The organism is Pseudomonas sp. Leaf48, assembly GCF_001421885.1.
Taxonomy (GTDB): Bacteria; Pseudomonadota; Gammaproteobacteria; order Pseudomonadales; family Pseudomonadaceae; genus Aquipseudomonas.
Genome location: NZ_LMLH01000009.1, coordinates 1 through 16,127, shown reverse-complemented (window position 1 = coordinate 16,127; position 16,127 = coordinate 1). Strand labels below are relative to the sequence as shown.

Genomic DNA, 16,127 nt, shown 5'->3' with positions numbered 1-16,127 from the left:
GGCCGCTCCTAGTTCCGGTCCGCGCGCAACAGCGCAACCAACAGATAAATGAACAGCCCCACTGCCAGCAGCAGCGACACTCCATCCAGAACGCTCATGGAAATTCTCCGTGTTACGGCGTATTGCCGCGTGTGAGCCATTGTCGGAAGGAAGGCTGTAAAGGAACGAGATCGAGGAGTCTCGCCGGGCATAAAGAAAGCGTAAAGAGTGGGTGTATGCGGGGATTACAGGGGGCTGGATCAAGCTTCAGGCCGGAAAAACCGGTCGTTTCGCGCGTTGTCGCGCACCACTGAAACTCAAGCCCGACAGGCTTGACGCAACAAAAATGGCATTAACACTCTTGCACCTCCCCGCTCGTGCCTACAAGCTACGGCTATTGGCATTATCGAATTACTGAAAAAGGCTGGCCTCCATGCGTATCCTCATCACCGGCGGTGCCGGTTTCATTGGCTCTGCCCTTATTCGCGAGTTGATTCGGCACACCGAACATGAAGTGCTCAATCTGGACAAACTGACCTATGCCGGCAATCTCGAGTCGCTGACCAGCATCGCCAACGACACTCGTTATGAGTTCGTCCAGGCCGATATCGTTGATCAGTCGACTGTCAGAGCAGTGCTTGCACGCTTCCAGCCTCACGCGATCATGCACCTGGCAGCTGAATCCCATGTGGATCGGTCCATCGACGGGCCATCGGAATTTATCCAGACCAACATTGTTGGCACCTACAGCTTGCTGGAGGCAACCCGTGCCTATTGGCAAACCCTCACAGAGCCTGAGAAAAGCGCGTTCCGCTTTCATCACATCTCTACCGACGAGGTTTATGGCGATCTGCATGGTGTCGATGACCTGTTCACGGAAAGCACGCCCTACGCTCCGAGCTCGCCCTACTCCGCCAGCAAGGCTGCGTCCGACCACCTGGTCCGCGCCTGGCAGCGCACCTATGGTTTGCCGGTACTGCTGACCAATTGCTCGAACAATTACGGGCCGTTCCACTTCCCCGAAAAACTGATTCCGCTGGTCATCCTCAATGCGTTGGCCGGCAAGCCGCTACCGGTGTATGGCAATGGCCTGCAAGTGCGCGACTGGCTGTTCGTCGAAGATCACGCCCGGGCTCTGCTCAAAGTGGTGACCACTGGCACCGTCGGCGAAACCTACAACATCGGTGGGCACAACGAACAGAAGAACATAGACGTCGTGCGTGGCATCTGTGCCCTGCTTGAAGAACTGGCACCGCACAAGCCCGACGGTGTTGCGCACTATGCCGACCTGATCACGTTCGTACAGGATCGTCCCGGCCACGATCAGCGCTATGCAATCGATGCCGGCAAGATTGAACGCGAACTGGGCTGGGTGCCTGAAGAGACGTTCGAAACCGGCCTGCGCAAAACCGTGCAATGGTATTTGGACAACCTGGAGTGGTGCCGTCGTGTTCAGGATGGCAGCTATCAAGGTGAACGCCTCGGCGCCATCGATAACAAGGAGTTGCTCGCATGATGAAAGGCATCGTTTTAGCGGGAGGCTCGGGCACACGCCTGCACCCGATTACCCTCGGCGTGTCAAAACAGCTGTTGCCGGTCTACGACAAACCAATGATCTACTATCCGATTTCGGTGCTGATGCTGGCCGGCATCAAGGATATTCTGCTGATTTCCACCCCCCAGGATTTACCTCAATACCGCAACCTGCTGGGTGACGGCAGCCAGTTCGGGGTCAATTTCAGCTTTGCCGAACAACCCTCACCGGATGGGCTGGCCCAGGCGTTCCTGATTGGCGAAGAATTCATTGGCAATGACCCTGTCTGCCTGATCCTGGGGGACAACATCTTCCATGGCCAGCACTTCGGCGAACAATTACAGAACGCGGCAAAACGCACCTCTGGCGCCACCGTGTTCGGTTACTGGGTCAAGGATCCCGAGCGCTTCGGCGTGATCGATTTCGACAGTGATGGCCGTGCGCTTTCAATCGAAGAAAAACCGACGACGCCGAAATCCAGTTATGCCGTTACCGGTCTGTATTTCTACGACAACGATGTCATCGAGATTGCCAAGGCAGTAAAACCTTCGCCACGCGGCGAGCTGGAAATCACCGACGTCAACAATGCCTATCTGCAACGGGGCGATCTGCAGGTGGAGCGTTTCGGCCGAGGTTTCGCCTGGCTCGATACCGGCACCCACGACAGTTTGCTCGAAGCCAGTCAGTACGTGCAGACCATCGAGCACCGCCAGGGACTGAAAGTCGCCTGCCTCGAAGAAATTGCCTACGAGAATGACTGGATCAATCGTGAACAGTTACTCGAGCGGGCGCAGTACTTTGGCAAGACCGGGTATGGTCAGTACCTCGCCAAACTGGCCGGGGAAGAACAATGATCATGATTGAACCCGGCGTGCACGAAGAGACCGGACTGTTGCCATGAGAATTCTCATCAATGGCCAGCACGGCCAGGTCTCACGCGAGCTGCAACACCGACTGGGCGCGGTCGGCGAACTGATCGTACTGGGTCGCGACCAGCTCGACCTGACGCAACCCGAACAGATTCGTCGGCAGGTCCAGACCGTTCGGCCCGACCTGATCATCAATGCGGCAGCCCATACAGCGGTCGATCAGGCCGAAAGCGAGCCGCAGACAGCCTTTGCCATAAACGCAGTCGCCCCCGGCATTCTTGCCGAAGAAGCGCTGGCTCTCGATATCCCGCTGATTCATTACTCCACTGATTATGTATTCGACGGGACGAAGGTCGGAGCGTACAACGAGGACGACGCGCCAAATCCGCTCGGGGTGTATGGCCGGAGCAAGCTGGCCGGTGAACAGGCCATCAGGGACGTGCAAGGTAAATACCTGATTCTGCGCACCAGTTGGGTCTACTCGAACCATGGCCGCAACTTCCTGCTGACGATGCAGCGTTTGCTGCAGGAGAAAACAGAGTTGCGCGTGGTCGCCGATCAAATCGGAGCGCCAACATGGGCAGGCACGATCGCCGACAGTACCCTGGCCCTGATTGAACGCTGGCAGGCGGGCATGGCCGGCAGCTGGGGGACGTTTCATCTGACCGCTCAGGGCCAGACCTCCTGGTTTGGCTTTGCCCAGGCAATTGGCGAAGCATTGCAACAGCAGGGTAAACCCTGTGCCAGTGTGCTGCCGATTCCAACCAGCGATTACCCGACGCCCGCGACCCGGCCGTTCAATTCACGTCTCGATTGCAGTCGCCTGCAACGTGAGTGGGGTGTCAGTCAACCTGACTGGCAAACTGCACTGTGCGCGTGCCTACGCCAACAGACATAGGCATCAAACCACGGCACCGCTCGTTCCTGTACTCCATGCTTGCCGCCCATCAGCGCGCCGATGCACCAACGGCGCGCGATGTTGACCGGACATTGAAGGCATTCGCCTGCGCCACACGTAACAGGCATAGAATGCACAGGTAGCGATGGAACTGCTGCCAGACCCCGTCACTCAAAGTGGTATGCACGATCGGTTGGCGAGCCTCGCCGGCCCGTTTGTCATCAAGGAGAGTCCCATGCCCTGGTATGCCTGGTTAATTTTGGTTGTTGCCATTGGCTCGATCGTCGGTGGTTTGATGATGCTACGCGACACCGCCAACAAGGTTGAACTGACCGAAGAGCAACGTAAACGCGTGGCTGAACGTAATGCGCAAATGGACGCCAAAGAAGCGCAGGATCGCTGATAACACCCCGCCAGAACCGGCGGGGTTTGTTTTTTTTCGAAGCCGAAAAAACCTTGGCAATGCCGGCCATTATTGCGGTTTTGTATCAGAATCGAAGCATCTGTATGCTTTTTAGAAGTAAAAGTACAATCACCATCCAATTTTCATTGGTTAAGATGACGCATTGATGTGGAGATTTCAGATGCGTTATTCGCAGGACCATAAAGCCCAGACCCACCAACGCATCATCAAGGAAGCTTCGGCGCGATTCCGCCGCGACGGTATCGGCGCGACCGGCCTGCAACCTCTGATGAAAGCATTGGGCTTGACCCATGGCGGCTTTTATTCCCACTTCGAGTCCAAGGACGAACTGGTAGAAAAGGCTCTCCAGGAGTCTGGCAATCAGGTTGACGGCTTGTGCGCGCAAATCTTTGCCGAAGAAAATCCCCTCGAAGCCTTCATCGATACCTACCTGTCGCAATGGCACCAAACCTCGCCCCACGAAGGTTGCCCTCTAACGACCATGTCTTCGGAACTTGGCCTGCGCGGGCAACCGAGCACGACAAGTGACACCGTGCTCAAGGCTCGACTGGATCAGATCGAGCACACCCTCAAAGGGGACAACACCGCTGATCGCAGCATTGTCATCATGGCCGCACTGGTCGGCGCCCTGCTACTTTCACGCAGCGTTGCCGACCCCGAACTCGCCCAACGCCTGCTCGACGTCACGCGCGAACATCTCAAGCAATCGCAGGACTAGCCCTGCCAGCGCTTGAACAACACGCTGGCATTGACGCCGCCAAATCCAAAACCGTTGGACAGCGCATAATCGATAGTCATCGGCCGCGCCTGGCCGCGAACGATGTCCACGCCTGCGGCAGCGGGATCCGGATTGTCTAAATTAAGCGTGGCCGGGACGATCTGGTCACGAATGGCCAGCAGTGTGAAGATCGCTTCAATCCCGCCCGCTGCCCCAAGCAAATGTCCGGTTGCCGACTTGGTCGATGTCACCGCAATTGCATTCTGCGCACCGAACAACGACTTGATCGCCGCCAGTTCACCCAGATCGCCCACCGGGGTCGAGGTCGCGTGAGCGTTCAAATGCTGAACCTGAGCAGGTGAAATACCGGCCTGGGCCAAGGCCAATGCCATCGCTCGCCGCGCACCGCTGCCATCCTCGGGTCCCGCGGTCAGATGATAGGCATCAGCACTGGTGCCATAACCGACCAGTTCAGCCAACGGTTGAGCGCCGCGCGCCAAGGCATGCTCCAGGGATTCGATCACCAGCAGCCCCGCGCCCTCGCCCATGACAAAACCATCGCGACCGCTGTCGAACGGACGCGAGGCGCGTTCCGGGGTGTCGTTATAACCGCTGGATAAAGCACGAGCTGCAGCAAACCCGGCGAGACTGACGCGATCGATCGCGGCTTCCGCGCCGCCACACACGGCGATATCGGCCTCACCACTACGGATCAACCGTGCCGCATCACCGATCGCCTGCACACCGGCGGCGCAAGCGGTGACTGGCGCACCCAGCGGGCCTTTGAAACCATGTTGAATCGAGACATGCCCGGCAGCGAGATTGACCAGAAACGACGGAATGGTAAAGGGTGACAAGCGTCGTGGGCCACGGCTGTCCGTGGTGCGCACCGCATCGGCGATTGCACCGAACCCCCCTACGCCAGAACCGATAATGGTCGCCGTGCGTTCCTGGGCGTTGCTGTCCTGGGCTTGCCAACCGGCCTGCTCCAGCGCCTGACGTGCCGCCTCCATGGCAAACAGAATGAAGCGGTCCATTTTCTTCTGTTCTTTGGGCGCTGTTGCCCGATCCGGGTCGAACCCGGCCTCGGGATCCTCGGCCAGCGTCGGCACCGACCCACCCACCTTTGCCGGCAGATCGGCAACCACCTCCTGCGGCAGATTGCGCAGCCCGGAACGCCCGGCCAGCAGCCTTTGCCAGACAGCTTCGACACCGCTGCCCAATGGAGATACCAGGCCCATGCCCGTTACAACGACTCGACGATCATTCATACCGCAAACACCTCTGGCCGATTGATAATGCCTCACTTGTAACGTGAGGCAGCCTTACTTCTGGAAAGATTCGGCGCCATGACATGACGCGCGGCTACAAAGGCATCCCAATCCGCGGCATCAGGTAGCGAAGGAACGGTGACCAACTCACCCTGATCCAGGCCCGCCAACGCTGCGTCGACCATTTCCCCTGCGTCCATGACCATCGCTGACGCGTCAATACCGGAGCGTTCCCATATTCCGGTACGTGTGACGCCTGGCAGCCCGGCTTGTACCTTGACGCAGGTGCCAGATGAAACTCCAGTGATGGGGGCTGTACCTGTGGACTGGGCAGAATTCGTGACTGTGCTCCTGGGAAAATGAAAACGAGTATTATATTATAATCATAATCATAATGCGCAGTTTTTATTACACTCGTAATTAAACTTGCGGACAAGCGGTCAGCAGATAGCCCCCAAAATGTCGCCCCTCCTGACCCTGCCTGCAGCACAACGGCAATTCGAGCCCTCGCAGCAGCGCATCAAAGACCTGACTGTAGCAATCGGTGGAGTCTGCCGGCTTTGCCGAATAGTAAGAGATTGCATTAATGGCAGTTTAATCTTGACAACAGCTTGCCGTAGGAATCTAGATACGGGAAAATAGGAAATATTACACATATTTTCGCCACTACAAGTCAGCGAGGACCGAGAGAGAGTTTCTCAACGCCGGTTGACTTTTTCTGACTTGAGGCTTTCATGAACTCCCCTATAAAAATACATTCTGAAAGTGAGCTTCATGAAATCGATGTTGCTGAGTTTTTGCTAGACGTATGGAGGCAACGAACGATTATTCTACTCTTCACCGGGCTTACCACAGCAATTGCAGTAACTTATACTTTAATGGCAAAACCTTATTATAAAGTTCAGAACGAAATCAGACCCGTAGCGACCGCTGATTTAGATATGTTAAACGAATCCGGCCTTTATAAAATAAAACCAGAGGAAGCGTTAAGTCGCGTCGGTTCTTCCATGGGTTCTTATAACGAACGTTTAAGCTTCTTTCAAAATAACCCAAACTTGCTCGCCCCCATACAGGATGGCAAGTCACTTGAAAAGACCCTCGAGCGCCTCAATACTGATGCGTTTACGGTTGAAAGAATCGACCCTAAAAAGACTCCTAATCTTTCGGAGGCAATTAAATTTGGCATAGAGTATCCATCCGGCGTGGATGGAGTGTCTATTGTCAACAACTTCACCGATTTTGTAGTCAAACGCGAAAAAGAGAAGGTCGAAGCGGACTTTAAAACTCTTGTTGAGAACCGGATCGCGCAAACAGAAAGAAAGCTATTATCCAAAAAAGCTGCGTACGAAGCTGAAAAAGACTCGCAAATTGCAGAACTTCTTGAAGAGGACCAGTTAAAAAAAGAAACACTACAGGACGAACTCAAAGCCCTGCGGCAACAACTGCAAACACGTCGACAGAATCGTGTAAAACAATTGGATGAGGCAATTTCTATTGCTAAAAATCTTGGGATTGTTGCCCCTACCACACCATCTGCCCTTGGTGAGGTTGGTCAAACAAGGCAAGGCAACATGATTCGTACAGAAGTAAGCAATCAAAAGATTCCGCTGTATTTTATGGGGCAGTCGGCACTTGTAGCAGAGCGTGCAACACTCGTCTCCAGAAACTCCGATGACTTTACTGAACCTCGAGTTGATGAAATACAGAAAGAGCTTAGTCTCCTTACCAACAACCGTAAAGTTGCCCTACTTAAACAGCGAAGCAACGAAGAGCTATTCCTAAAAGGCTTAGGTGAGATCCGGGAAGAGCTGGCGCATCTTAAAAATTTAAATGTCAACTTTGATCAATTTAATCTGGTTAACATCGACAGACCGGCGTCTCCTCCGCAAAGCCCTATAAAGCCGAAGAAAGCGTTAATCGTTGGTCTAGGTTTGATACTCGGACTGATGCTCGGAACAATGGTCGTTGTCGTCCGGACAATCATGCTACCTAAAAAAACGACTGACAAACGTACTGCAGACTAAAAGTTAAAATCTTATTTCCGCTCCAATAAAAAAGGCCGATCAATGATCGTAATGCTGTTCACTTAAGCGGAGCAGCCTTACGATCCACCGGAAACCGGGTCTTTGATATCTTCACCGTCCTTGGTCTTTAGTAAGCGCTCCATAAACCCCACCGACTTCAATATGGGTGGCGCGCTTAGCTAAGCGACACCGGCGAGCAGTTCCACGGCAACAGCGCTTCGTAATCTTCAGTAAGCGCTCCATAAACCCCACCGACTTCAATATGGGTGGCGCGCTTAGCTAAGCGACACCGGCGAGCAGTTCCACGGCAACAGCGCTTCGTAATCTTCAACCGAGGTCGCCAGTGGCAACAGTTCTAATGCGTGGCGCAGCCACGCATAGGGTTCTTGGCCGTTGGCTTTGGCAGTCTCGACCAGGCTGTAAAGTTGAGCACTTGCCCTAGCGCCTTTGGGCGTATCGCTGAACAACCAGTTCTTTCTCCCAATGACGAAGGNTGGCTTTGGCAGTCTCGACCAGGCTGTAAAGTTGAGCACTTGCCCTAGCGCCTTTGGGCGTATCGCTGAACAACCAGTTCTTTCTCCCAATGACGAAGGCCCTGATCGCACGCTCGGCTGCGTTGTTGTAGATTGGCAAGTAGCCTTCCTCGACGTACCGTTCCAGTTTGTTCCAGTTTGTTCCAGTTACTCGCCAGATAGCCGATGGCCTTGCCCAAGGCGTTCTGAGACGTAACTTGTGGCTGCGTCTTTTCCATCCAGCTTTTTAACTGAGCCAGCACTGGCAGGCTCCGATCGTGACGGCCGGTTTTACGATCGTCGTCGCACGCATCCTTCAGATCACGCTCTACGCCATAGAGTTTGTTGATCAGGTTCAGTGCGATATCAGCGCGTCCCGTCTTGCCTNGTTTTACGATCGTCGTCGCACGCATCCTTCAGATCACGCTCTACGCCATAGAGTTTGTTGATCAGGTTCAGTGCGATATCAGCGCGTCCCGTCTTGCCTTTCGGCTGCACTTTTTGCGCCTCAATTGTTGGCGCTGATTGAAAACTGACCCACCCTGCCGATTGAAAATTGACCCAGGGCCGTTTGCTGATTTTTGCATCAGCAACTGTGGATAAGCTTAGCAGCAGTGTCCTGCTGACATAGGCACTAAGCCCCACCGCATACAGGCATGCGGCAGGGAATTCCCGGTGTTGATCAAAACGGTTCATCGTCCTCTGTACCGTCATCGTTCTTGCGCTTTCGCTCACGTGATTTGATCTTTGTCTGGTCGACCAAGCTGCTGTGTTGCAGGCGGTAGGACTCGTTGCCCGTTTCGACGATGTGGCAGTGGTGTGTCAGCCGATCCAGCAACGCAGTGGTCATCTTGGCGTCACCGAACACACTCGACCATTCCGAGAAGCTGAGGTTGGTGGTGATGATCACGCTGGTGTGCTCGTATAGCTTGGATAGCAGGTGAAATAACAGGGCACCACCGCTCTGACTGAAGGGCAAATACCCCAGCTCATCGAGTATCACCAGGTCTATGCGAAGCAGTCCTTGAGCGATTCGGCCTGCCTTGCCCTCGTATTTTTCGCGCTCCAGCAAATTGACCAGATCCACCGTGGAGTAGAAGCGCACGCGCTTGTTATGCGTCGTGATCCCGGACACGGCCAAGGCGGTGGCCAGGTGGGTTTTGCCTGTTCCAGGCCCACCGATGAACACGACATTCTGTGCAGTATCGGTGAACTCCAGGCTGGACAGATCCCTGACCAAGCGGGCGTCTGCGCTGGAAGCGCTGAAATCGAAGCCTGCCAAATCACGATGGATGGGGAGTTTGGCCATGTTCATCTGATGATTCACAGAGCGTACGGCGCGATCTGCATGTTCCTGCTGAAGCAGATGTTCGAGCAGCCATTTCGACGACGCCGTCGAGGCTTCGCCTTGGGAGACCAGTTCTTCCCAGGCGCTGGCCATGCCATGCAGCCGAAGTTCTTTGAGTTCCGCCATAAGATCACGCATTGCGAGTCTCCTCATCGGTGGTACGCAGCCGGTCGTAGCGCGCCGTATTGGCGACAGGCGCGACCTTGAGTTGAAGACTGGTTTCGGCAGATGGAGGGGCTGCTGTAGATGTCAGTCGAGCCAGGACATTCAGGATGTGGTCAGCGCTCAAGCTGCCTGATTCAAGTACCAACTCCACAGCCACCAACACGGCATCGAGCCCGGCGATGGGAACTGCCGCCAGTACCTGCGTCATGACTCGATCACCATTGGTGTGACGTCTCAGACCACGCTTGAGAAGCAGCAATGGCTTCGGCAGATCGGCAAACGGAGCGCCATTGCGTAGCGCACCAGGTTTGCGTTCGATGAGTGGGATGTAATGCTGCCAGTCAAAACTGACCTGGTCTCGATCAAAGAGGCGCTCGTGACTGGCAATCATCGTTTCATCGGCGATGACCACTACCCGAGAGGGATACAGGCGGCTGCTGACCCACTGACCGACCCGTTCACACGGCACCGAGTAGCGATTTCGCGTCACGCTGACCAGACAGGTGCTGGAGACCCGCACAGTGCGTTCGACATAACCGTCAAAGGCCGTGGGCATTGGCATCATTTCCACCCGTTCCAGTTCCAGGACGTCCGCCACCGTCAGCCCGTTGTACTGTGGGTGCAGCAACTCGTTCCAGAGCGCACGACAGCGTTGGCCGAGCCAGACATTCAGTTCTTCAAAGGTGTGGAACATACAATCTTGAGCATCGAGCCAGATGCGTCTCCGGCTGTCCTGGACGTTCTTTTCGACGATGCCTTTTTCCCAGCCGGAGGCCACGTTGCAGAAGTCTGAGTCGAACAGGTAGTGTGCGCACATAACGGCAAACCGGGCATTGACCGTGCGGCCCTTACCCTTGTTGACCTTGTCGACAGCGGTCTTCATGTTGTCGTAGATGCCGCGACGCGGCACCCCACCTAACGCGCCAAACGAGCGGGTATGGGCATCGAACAACATCTCGTGGCCTTGGCTGGGATACGCAACCAACCAAAATGCGCGACTGGCGCACAGCTTCATGTGGGAGACCTGGATGCGTCGAAACAGGCCGCCGATCAGCAGACCTTCTTCGCTCCAGTCGAACTGAAAGGCCTCGCCGAGTGCGAACGTCAACGGTACAAAGGCCCGTAAGGATTTGCCTTGCTCACCGCGCCACGAACGTATGAAGGCGGTGAGCTGGCTGTAGCCGCCGTCGTAACCCTCTGCCTTGATCTGCTCGAAGAGCGCTTTGGCGCTCCTGCGGTTGTGCTTTGCCCGAAATGAATCGGCTTTGAGCGCTTGCTCCAGCGTCTGGTGAAACGGACTGAGTTTGTTGGAGGCTGCGCACCGCAGGTACGCCGGTTGAGTGGCTTCGGGTGCTCTGACCCATTTTCGGATGGTGTTTCTCGACAGCCCGGTACGCTTGGCTATCTGATGCAGCGACAGCTTGTCGCGAAAATACATGCGCCGAATTTTGCCCATCATTTCCATGCTGATCACCCTGTGTTCTCCTGCTCAAAAATTGAGCAGAAGCAGTTGAACACCTGGGTCAGTTTTCAGTCGGCAGAACAGCCTTTACTGGGTCAGTTTTCGGTCAGCGGCAACATCCGCGCCCTATTGGGTGCCCGTCTTGCGGAACAACCATTCAACGGGATCGGCACCGAGCCGCTTACGAGCTTCGGTCACACCGCTACGAGCCAACCGATGGTCGGAGGCTAGGCCTTGGGCGCAGATGTTCAAGCGTCCGGCCACCTCGTGAACCGGCTCGTCACGAAACAGCGCCATGCCAAGCACCAGCCACAGCACTTGGTCAGCGGGCTGGCGACGTCGGCGGATGGTCGCCTGAGTCGATAGATCCAACGCAGACGCTACCCACTCAATAGGAATGTTTTGGGTGAAGGTACTCAGGCCGCAGAAGTTGAAAAGGTCGCCGAGGTTGAGCAGGTCCTGTTGAACAGACATAAAAATCCGATGCCAGAGGTCTGGCATCGGATTTTTTAGGAAGCCCAGCGTCAGCTCAAATGCTTAGGTGAACAGCTTTACGCTCGATGGCGGGATATCCACTTTCTCAATAATTCTAACCTGCAATCAATCTTAACTTTTGTAACGGAGTCGTACCGCGTACGATACGTGCGCCAGAAACTGGCCCGATATTAAACATGGAGCATGACCAACAATGACGTCTCTCGCCGAACCGGCCAGCCCGCTATTGACCAAAAATAATCACAACACAAAGTACCGGCCTGACATTGACGGCTTGCGCGCAATCGCCGTTCTATCGGTTGTTGGGTTCCATGCCTTCCCTGCTTGGGTGACTGGCGGGTTCATCGGCGTAGACATCTTCTTTGTTATTTCCGGCTACCTGATCACTACAATTCTGTTAGAAGGTCTGGCACATGGGAAGTTCAGCATCCCTGAATTCTATGCCCGACGCGTTAACAGGATCTTCCCGGCATTGATCACAGTGATGATTGCCAGCTACGCGTTCGGCTGGACTGCGCTGTTCACTGACGAGTTTCAGCAGCTAGGCAAGCATATTGCTGGCGGATCGGCATTCATATCCAACCTGGTTCTTTGGAATGAAAGCGGGTACTTCGACACCTCGGCCGAGGTGAAACCGTTCCTGCACCTGTGGTCACTTGGCATTGAAGAGCAGTACTACATCTTCTGGCCGGTGATCATGTGGGCTGCGTGGAATAAACAGTTCAACCTGTTGACTATTGCGGTTCTGTTACTCGGTGCGTCGTTCGCGCTGAACATGGAGAATGTTAGGGAAAACGCCACCTACACGTTCTATATGCCGCAAACCCGCTGCTGGGAACTGCTGATCGGCTCCGTGCTGGCCTACCTGTCGCTGTATAAAATCTCGGCATTTGATAAAGCCTTTGAAGCAGTTGACCAATTTTTAGCCGGGATCATTCACAAGCCGGTTCCAGGAGAGAGTGGCCAAACACTCAGAAACGTCCTGTCCTTTATAGGGATGGGGCTTATTGCCTATGGCCTGGCCACCATCACCAAGGACGACCAGTTCCCCGGGTGGCGCGCAATATTCCCAACGGTCGGCACGGCGCTGATCATCGCCGCCGGCTCGCGGTCGTGGCTCAATCGCTCGATTCTGTCCAGCAGGCTGATGGTGTGGGTCGGCCTGATCAGCTTCCCGTTGTATCTGTGGCACTGGCCGCTGCTGACTTTCGCCCGAATCATCGAAGGCGACATGCCGTCTCGTAACACACGAATCGCGATGGTGCTGCTGTCGTTCGTCCTCGCGTGGATCACCTTCAAGGTCATCGAGAAGCCAATCCGCCACAACCGCAACAAGTACACTACCGCCCTGCTAACCGCAGCGATGGTGGTCGTAGGTCTGACTGGGTTTGTTACCTACAAGATGGGTGGCATGCCGGATCGACCTTCCCTCCAACACATGAACAAGGCGCTGTCTCAATTCTCGGGGCCGCTTTGGAAATACGCCACCAATGAGCTGTGCCTGCAAAAATATCCGTACGCGGAAAAGAAGGACTTTGGCTGGTGGTTCTGCGCCACCAACAAAGACGCCGATCCTACCTTGCTGCTGTTCGGCAACAGCTATGTCAACCATCTCTACCCTGGTCTGGCGCAAAACAAGGACTTCGAAAAAAACACAGTTCTTTCCCTGGGCACTTGTGGTGTGGGTTCGCCGGATTACTCCGACAAAACAATCCTCGGTGGCACTGATCCGTGCACTGGTTACAGGCCTGATCGTCAAGAGGCGTTTATTTTTGACGTGGTCAAAAAAGCGGGAACAGTTAAGTATGCGATTATCGACGGGCTTATTAAAGCTCCGTACGGCGACTACATAACCAGCGTTGAAAAACGAGTGGACTACCTGCTTAAACAAAATATAAAAGTGATTATCTTCATTCCTCACATGACGTTTGATTACGACATCAAAAAGTGCTTCACGCGTCCGCTATCGTCTGGCCTGAGTGCCGCTTGCACCACCGGCATCGAGAAAAAAGAGGAAATTGATAAAAGCTTCAAACCTCTGATGGATGACATCTTGCGGTTGCATCCGCAGGTGCAATTTTTCGATCAGAATCAACTGTTTTGTAAAACAGGGAAGTGCTCGATGATCCTTGATGGCATGCCGATCTTCAGGGACCAGGTCTTCCACTACTCGGTATATGCTAGCGAGAAAATGAGCGAAGAGTTTGCCGACTGGGCAAAAGTCCACGCGCCTGACATTTTCACGCCATAAACGGAAAACCGCCCATCTATTATGAAGTAGATGGGCGGCGTCTTTTGTCGATCGCCTATTCAGCTTTTTGAATACGCCCGATGTATTCCATCAGGCTTTCGCTTTCCTTGAGATCTTCTGGGATGGTTGTTCCGTCGATAATGGCAGACCACCTTTCACTGGTATGCCCCTCTGGAACCTCGCGCTTTTGTTCGGCTTTCCAACTCTCATATGCATTAGTCACTTACAAATCTCCTTGTTATTAGATAAGCCAGGTCCGCTGACTGATTACGAGAACGAGTCCTCTATCCACTCAATCCAAACGCCAGGGTTTCCAGCCACTGCCGAGCTGGACTGAATGCAAGTCCTCCCGCCCACGTACACACGGTTTGGAACAACGCCTGACATCACCGGGGTGTTGCTGTAGACCCGAGACCCCAGCGCCCACGCCCTGCTGCCATAATCATCAGGTGACGTTTGTGGACCGAGACCCAAGCAGCCAGTCCTGGATGTGGGTGCAAACCGGCGGCCCGCCAGATAAACCAGTGATCCTTTTTGACTACTCCACCAGCCGCGCGCAGGAGGTGCCTACACGCCTGCTCGATGGCTATCGTGGCTACGTGATGACCGATGATTACGCCGGTTATAACGCGTTGGGCGCGCAGGCCGGAGTCGAACGTTTGGGCTGCTGGGCGCACGCAAGGCGCAAGTTTATTGAGGCGCAAAAAGTGCAGCCGAAAGGCAAGACGGGACGCGCTGATATCGCACTGAACCTGATCAACAAACTCTATGGCGTAGAGCGTGATCTGAAGGATGCGTGCGACGACGATCGTAAAACNAGGCAAGACGGGACGCGCTGATATCGCACTGAACCTGATCAACAAACTCTATGGCGTAGAGCGTGATCTGAAGGATGCGTGCGACGACGATCGTAAAACTGGCCGTCACGATCGGAGCCTGCCAGTGCTGGCTCAGTTAAAAAGCTGGATGGAAAAGACGCAGCCACAAGTTACGTCTCAGAGCGCCTTGGGCAAGGCCATCGGCTATCTGGCGAGTAACTGGAACAAACTGGAACAAACTGGAACAAACTGGAACAAACTGGAACGGTACGTCGAGGAAGGCTACTTGCCAATCTACAACAACGCAGCCGAGCGTGCGATCAGGCCCTTCGTCATTGGGAGAAAGAACTGGTTGTTCAGCGATACGCCCAAAGGCGCTAGGGCAAGTGCTCAACTTTACAGCCTGGTCGAGACTGCCAAAGCCTGAAGATTACGAAGCGCTGTTGCCGTGGAACTGCTCGCCGGTGTCGCTTAGCTAAGCGCGCCACCCATATTGAAGTCGGTGGGGTTTATGGAGCGCTTACGATGCAGCAGAACGCAATGACCTTGCGCAGTAAGAAGATTGACTTGGTTTATCAGGAGGTGTGGGGCTTGTTACTGGCCTACAACGTGATTCGCCGTGAGGCGAGCCAAGCGGCAGTGGCATTTGGCCGAGCTCCGTCGGATATCCGGTTCAAGCCAGCCTGCCAATATATCGCCGTTCAGTTGATCGTGATGGCAGCGGCTAAGCCGATTTCAGCGACAGGCAGACGATTAGCGGAGCTCAGGGCAGGTGTCGGAGGGATGTTTCTGGATCACCGTCCAAGGCCCTAAAGACCAAGGACGGTGAAGACATCAAAGACCCGGTTTCCGGTGGATCGTAAGGCTGCTCCGCTTAAGTGAACAGCATTACGATCATTGATCGGCCTTTTTCTGATTTTCGCGATTAATTCACCTCAATCTTGTCCCGGTTACTTTCCAGAAGTGCCTTGCCAATCCCTTTGACCTCAAGGAGTTCATCCGCTGACGCAAACGGCCCATTATTGTCACGGTACGTAACAATTGCCCTCGCCTTCGCCTCCCCAACACCGGCTAACTCGCGTTGAAGTGTTGCTACATCAGCACTGTTGAGATCAACTTTCTGGGTCTTCCCTCCAGCAGCAGCTTCCGTAACCACGGAAGACACAACAGCCTTAGCTTCCGGAGCAGCAGTAGCTGCTACAGAAGCGACGCTCAAAAGGGCAAAAACCAACGAGTAAAAGTAACCTTTACGCATTATGACGCTCCATGACATGAATTGAGTGAAGTAGCTTTTCCAAAGCTGCACTTTAAACTTAGGCTATGTCATGGGACTGTCAAAAATGTGTACGTTACAGGATA

13 protein-coding genes and 7 pseudogenes are annotated in these 16,127 nt (G+C 54.5%); 10 read left to right on the top strand and 10 right to left on the bottom strand.

The genetic code is table 11. The annotated features are described in order from the left end of the window. Positions 1–8: 8 nt before the first annotated feature. On the bottom strand, positions 9–98 hold the full coding sequence (gene kdpF, locus ASE98_RS08380) for a K(+)-transporting ATPase subunit F (protein ID WP_007899818.1): 90 nt from the start codon (positions 96–98) through the stop codon (positions 9–11). 314 nt (positions 99–412) lie between these two features. Between kdpF and rfbB the strand changes: the two genes are divergently transcribed. From rfbB to ASE98_RS08355, 5 genes are all read left to right on the top strand, one after another. Continuing rightward, on the top strand, positions 413–1,495 hold the full coding sequence (gene rfbB / locus ASE98_RS08375; protein WP_060540909.1) for a dTDP-glucose 4,6-dehydratase: 1,083 nt from the start codon (positions 413–415) through the stop codon (positions 1,493–1,495). Beyond that, positions 1,492–2,367, top strand: a complete 876-nt coding sequence (gene rfbA / locus ASE98_RS08370) for a glucose-1-phosphate thymidylyltransferase RfbA (RefSeq protein ID WP_060540908.1) — start codon at positions 1,492–1,494, stop codon at positions 2,365–2,367. Before rfbB ends, rfbA begins: the two co-directional genes overlap by 4 nt. 43 nt (positions 2,368–2,410) lie before the next feature. Next, on the top strand, positions 2,411–3,280 hold the full coding sequence (rfbD, locus tag ASE98_RS08365) for a dTDP-4-dehydrorhamnose reductase (RefSeq protein WP_060540907.1): 870 nt from the start codon (positions 2,411–2,413) through the stop codon (positions 3,278–3,280). Positions 3,281–3,515: 235 nt separating this feature from the next. Beyond that, a complete protein-coding gene (locus tag ASE98_RS08360; RefSeq protein WP_020299652.1) occupies positions 3,516–3,683 on the top strand; it encodes a DUF2897 family protein in 168 nt (55 codons plus the stop codon). Between the two features lie 181 nt (positions 3,684–3,864). After that, on the top strand, positions 3,865–4,422 hold the full coding sequence (locus tag ASE98_RS08355; protein ID WP_060540905.1) for a TetR/AcrR family transcriptional regulator: 558 nt from the start codon (positions 3,865–3,867) through the stop codon (positions 4,420–4,422). On the opposite strand, the gene fabF is transcribed toward ASE98_RS08355, so the two are convergent. After that, positions 4,419–5,693 carry a beta-ketoacyl-ACP synthase II gene (gene fabF / locus ASE98_RS08350; protein WP_060540904.1) on the bottom strand — a complete coding sequence of 425 codons (1,275 nt, stop codon included), beginning with the start codon at positions 5,691–5,693 and terminating at the stop codon, positions 4,419–4,421. The two genes, ASE98_RS08355 and fabF, sit on opposite strands and share 4 nt — an antisense overlap. A gap of 32 nt (positions 5,694–5,725) precedes the next feature. Further along, positions 5,726–5,983, bottom strand: a pseudogene (locus ASE98_RS27165) (SDR family NAD(P)-dependent oxidoreductase); the annotation flags it as partial. A 444-nt stretch (positions 5,984–6,427) separates the two neighbouring features. Here ASE98_RS27165 and ASE98_RS08340 point away from each other — a divergent pair. Continuing rightward, the gene (locus tag ASE98_RS08340; RefSeq protein ID WP_060540903.1) at positions 6,428–7,717 is read left to right on the top strand and encodes a GNVR domain-containing protein; all 1,290 of its coding nucleotides are present in this window, start codon (positions 6,428–6,430) and stop codon (positions 7,715–7,717) included. 275 nt (positions 7,718–7,992) lie between these two features. On the opposite strand, the pseudogene ASE98_RS26520 reads toward ASE98_RS08340, so the two are convergent. The 5 genes and pseudogenes from ASE98_RS26520 to ASE98_RS08320 form a co-directional block, all read right to left on the bottom strand. Then, a pseudogene (locus ASE98_RS26520) lies at positions 7,993–8,210 on the bottom strand (transposase domain-containing protein); the annotation flags it as partial. Position 8,211: 1 nt separating this feature from the next. Beyond that, a pseudogene (locus ASE98_RS26515) lies at positions 8,212–8,616 on the bottom strand (IS66 family transposase); the annotation flags it as partial. Between the two features lie 295 nt (positions 8,617–8,911). Beyond that, a complete protein-coding gene (gene istB / locus ASE98_RS08330; RefSeq protein ID WP_060540902.1) occupies positions 8,912–9,715 on the bottom strand; it encodes an IS21-like element helper ATPase IstB in 804 nt (267 codons plus the stop codon). After that, positions 9,708–11,207 carry an IS21 family transposase gene (istA, locus tag ASE98_RS08325; protein WP_177336958.1) on the bottom strand — a complete coding sequence of 500 codons (1,500 nt, stop codon included), beginning with the start codon at positions 11,205–11,207 and terminating at the stop codon, positions 9,708–9,710. The genes istB and istA overlap by 8 nt, the downstream gene beginning before the upstream one ends. 126 nt (positions 11,208–11,333) lie before the next feature. Next, positions 11,334–11,678, bottom strand: a pseudogene (locus tag ASE98_RS08320) (transposase domain-containing protein); the annotation flags it as partial. A 214-nt stretch (positions 11,679–11,892) separates the two neighbouring features. On the opposite strand from ASE98_RS08320, the gene ASE98_RS08315 reads away from it, so the two are divergent. Beyond that, positions 11,893–13,950: an acyltransferase family protein gene (locus ASE98_RS08315; RefSeq protein ID WP_060540899.1), complete on the top strand. Its 2,058-nt coding sequence runs from the start codon at positions 11,893–11,895 to the stop codon at positions 13,948–13,950. A 55-nt stretch (positions 13,951–14,005) separates the two neighbouring features. Here the strand turns inward: ASE98_RS08315 and ASE98_RS26510 are convergent, their stop codons facing one another. Continuing rightward, a complete protein-coding gene (locus ASE98_RS26510) occupies positions 14,006–14,173 on the bottom strand; it encodes a hypothetical protein (RefSeq protein WP_156465486.1) in 168 nt (55 codons plus the stop codon). 238 nt (positions 14,174–14,411) lie between these two features. Between ASE98_RS26510 and ASE98_RS27160 the strand changes: the two are divergent. The 3 pseudogenes from ASE98_RS27160 to ASE98_RS08305 all read left to right on the top strand — a co-directional run. Then, positions 14,412–14,767, top strand: a pseudogene (locus tag ASE98_RS27160) (IS66 family transposase); the annotation flags it as partial. A 1-nt stretch (position 14,768) separates the two neighbouring features. Next, a pseudogene (locus tag ASE98_RS27155) lies at positions 14,769–15,247 on the top strand (IS66 family transposase); the annotation flags it as partial. 43 nt (positions 15,248–15,290) lie between these two features. Then, positions 15,291–15,650, top strand: a pseudogene (locus tag ASE98_RS08305) (IS4 family transposase); the annotation flags it as partial. Positions 15,651–15,693: 43 nt separating this feature from the next. Here the strand turns inward: ASE98_RS08305 and ASE98_RS08300 are convergent. Further along, a complete protein-coding gene (locus tag ASE98_RS08300; RefSeq protein WP_060540898.1) occupies positions 15,694–16,023 on the bottom strand; it encodes a ComEA family DNA-binding protein in 330 nt (109 codons plus the stop codon). Positions 16,024–16,127: the final 104 nt, after the last annotated feature.

Bases quoted from the DNA above. Each gene is read 5' to 3' on its own strand.
- ASE98_RS08360 (WP_020299652.1), top strand. From the start codon at position 3,516: ATGCCCTGGTATGCCTGGTTAATTTTGGTTGTTGCCATTGGCTCGATC.
- ASE98_RS08340 (WP_060540903.1), top strand. From the start codon at position 6,428: ATGAACTCCCCTATAAAAATACATTCTGAAAGTGAGCTTCATGAAATC.
- ASE98_RS08300 (WP_060540898.1), bottom strand. From the start codon at position 16,023: ATGCGTAAAGGTTACTTTTACTCGTTGGTTTTTGCCCTTTTGAGCGTC.
- fabF (WP_060540904.1), bottom strand. From the start codon at position 5,693: ATGAATGATCGTCGAGTCGTTGTAACGGGCATGGGCCTGGTATCTCCA.
- ASE98_RS08315 (WP_060540899.1), top strand. From the start codon at position 11,893: ATGACGTCTCTCGCCGAACCGGCCAGCCCGCTATTGACCAAAAATAAT.
- rfbB (WP_060540909.1), top strand. From the start codon at position 413: ATGCGTATCCTCATCACCGGCGGTGCCGGTTTCATTGGCTCTGCCCTT.
- rfbD (WP_060540907.1), top strand. From the start codon at position 2,411: ATGAGAATTCTCATCAATGGCCAGCACGGCCAGGTCTCACGCGAGCTG.
- istA (WP_177336958.1), bottom strand. From the start codon at position 11,207: ATGGAAATGATGGGCAAAATTCGGCGCATGTATTTTCGCGACAAGCTG.
- rfbA (WP_060540908.1), top strand. From the start codon at position 1,492: ATGATGAAAGGCATCGTTTTAGCGGGAGGCTCGGGCACACGCCTGCAC.
- istB (WP_060540902.1), bottom strand. From the start codon at position 9,715: ATGCGTGATCTTATGGCGGAACTCAAAGAACTTCGGCTGCATGGCATG.
- kdpF (WP_007899818.1), bottom strand. From the start codon at position 98: ATGAGCGTTCTGGATGGAGTGTCGCTGCTGCTGGCAGTGGGGCTGTTC.
- ASE98_RS08355 (WP_060540905.1), top strand. From the start codon at position 3,865: ATGCGTTATTCGCAGGACCATAAAGCCCAGACCCACCAACGCATCATC.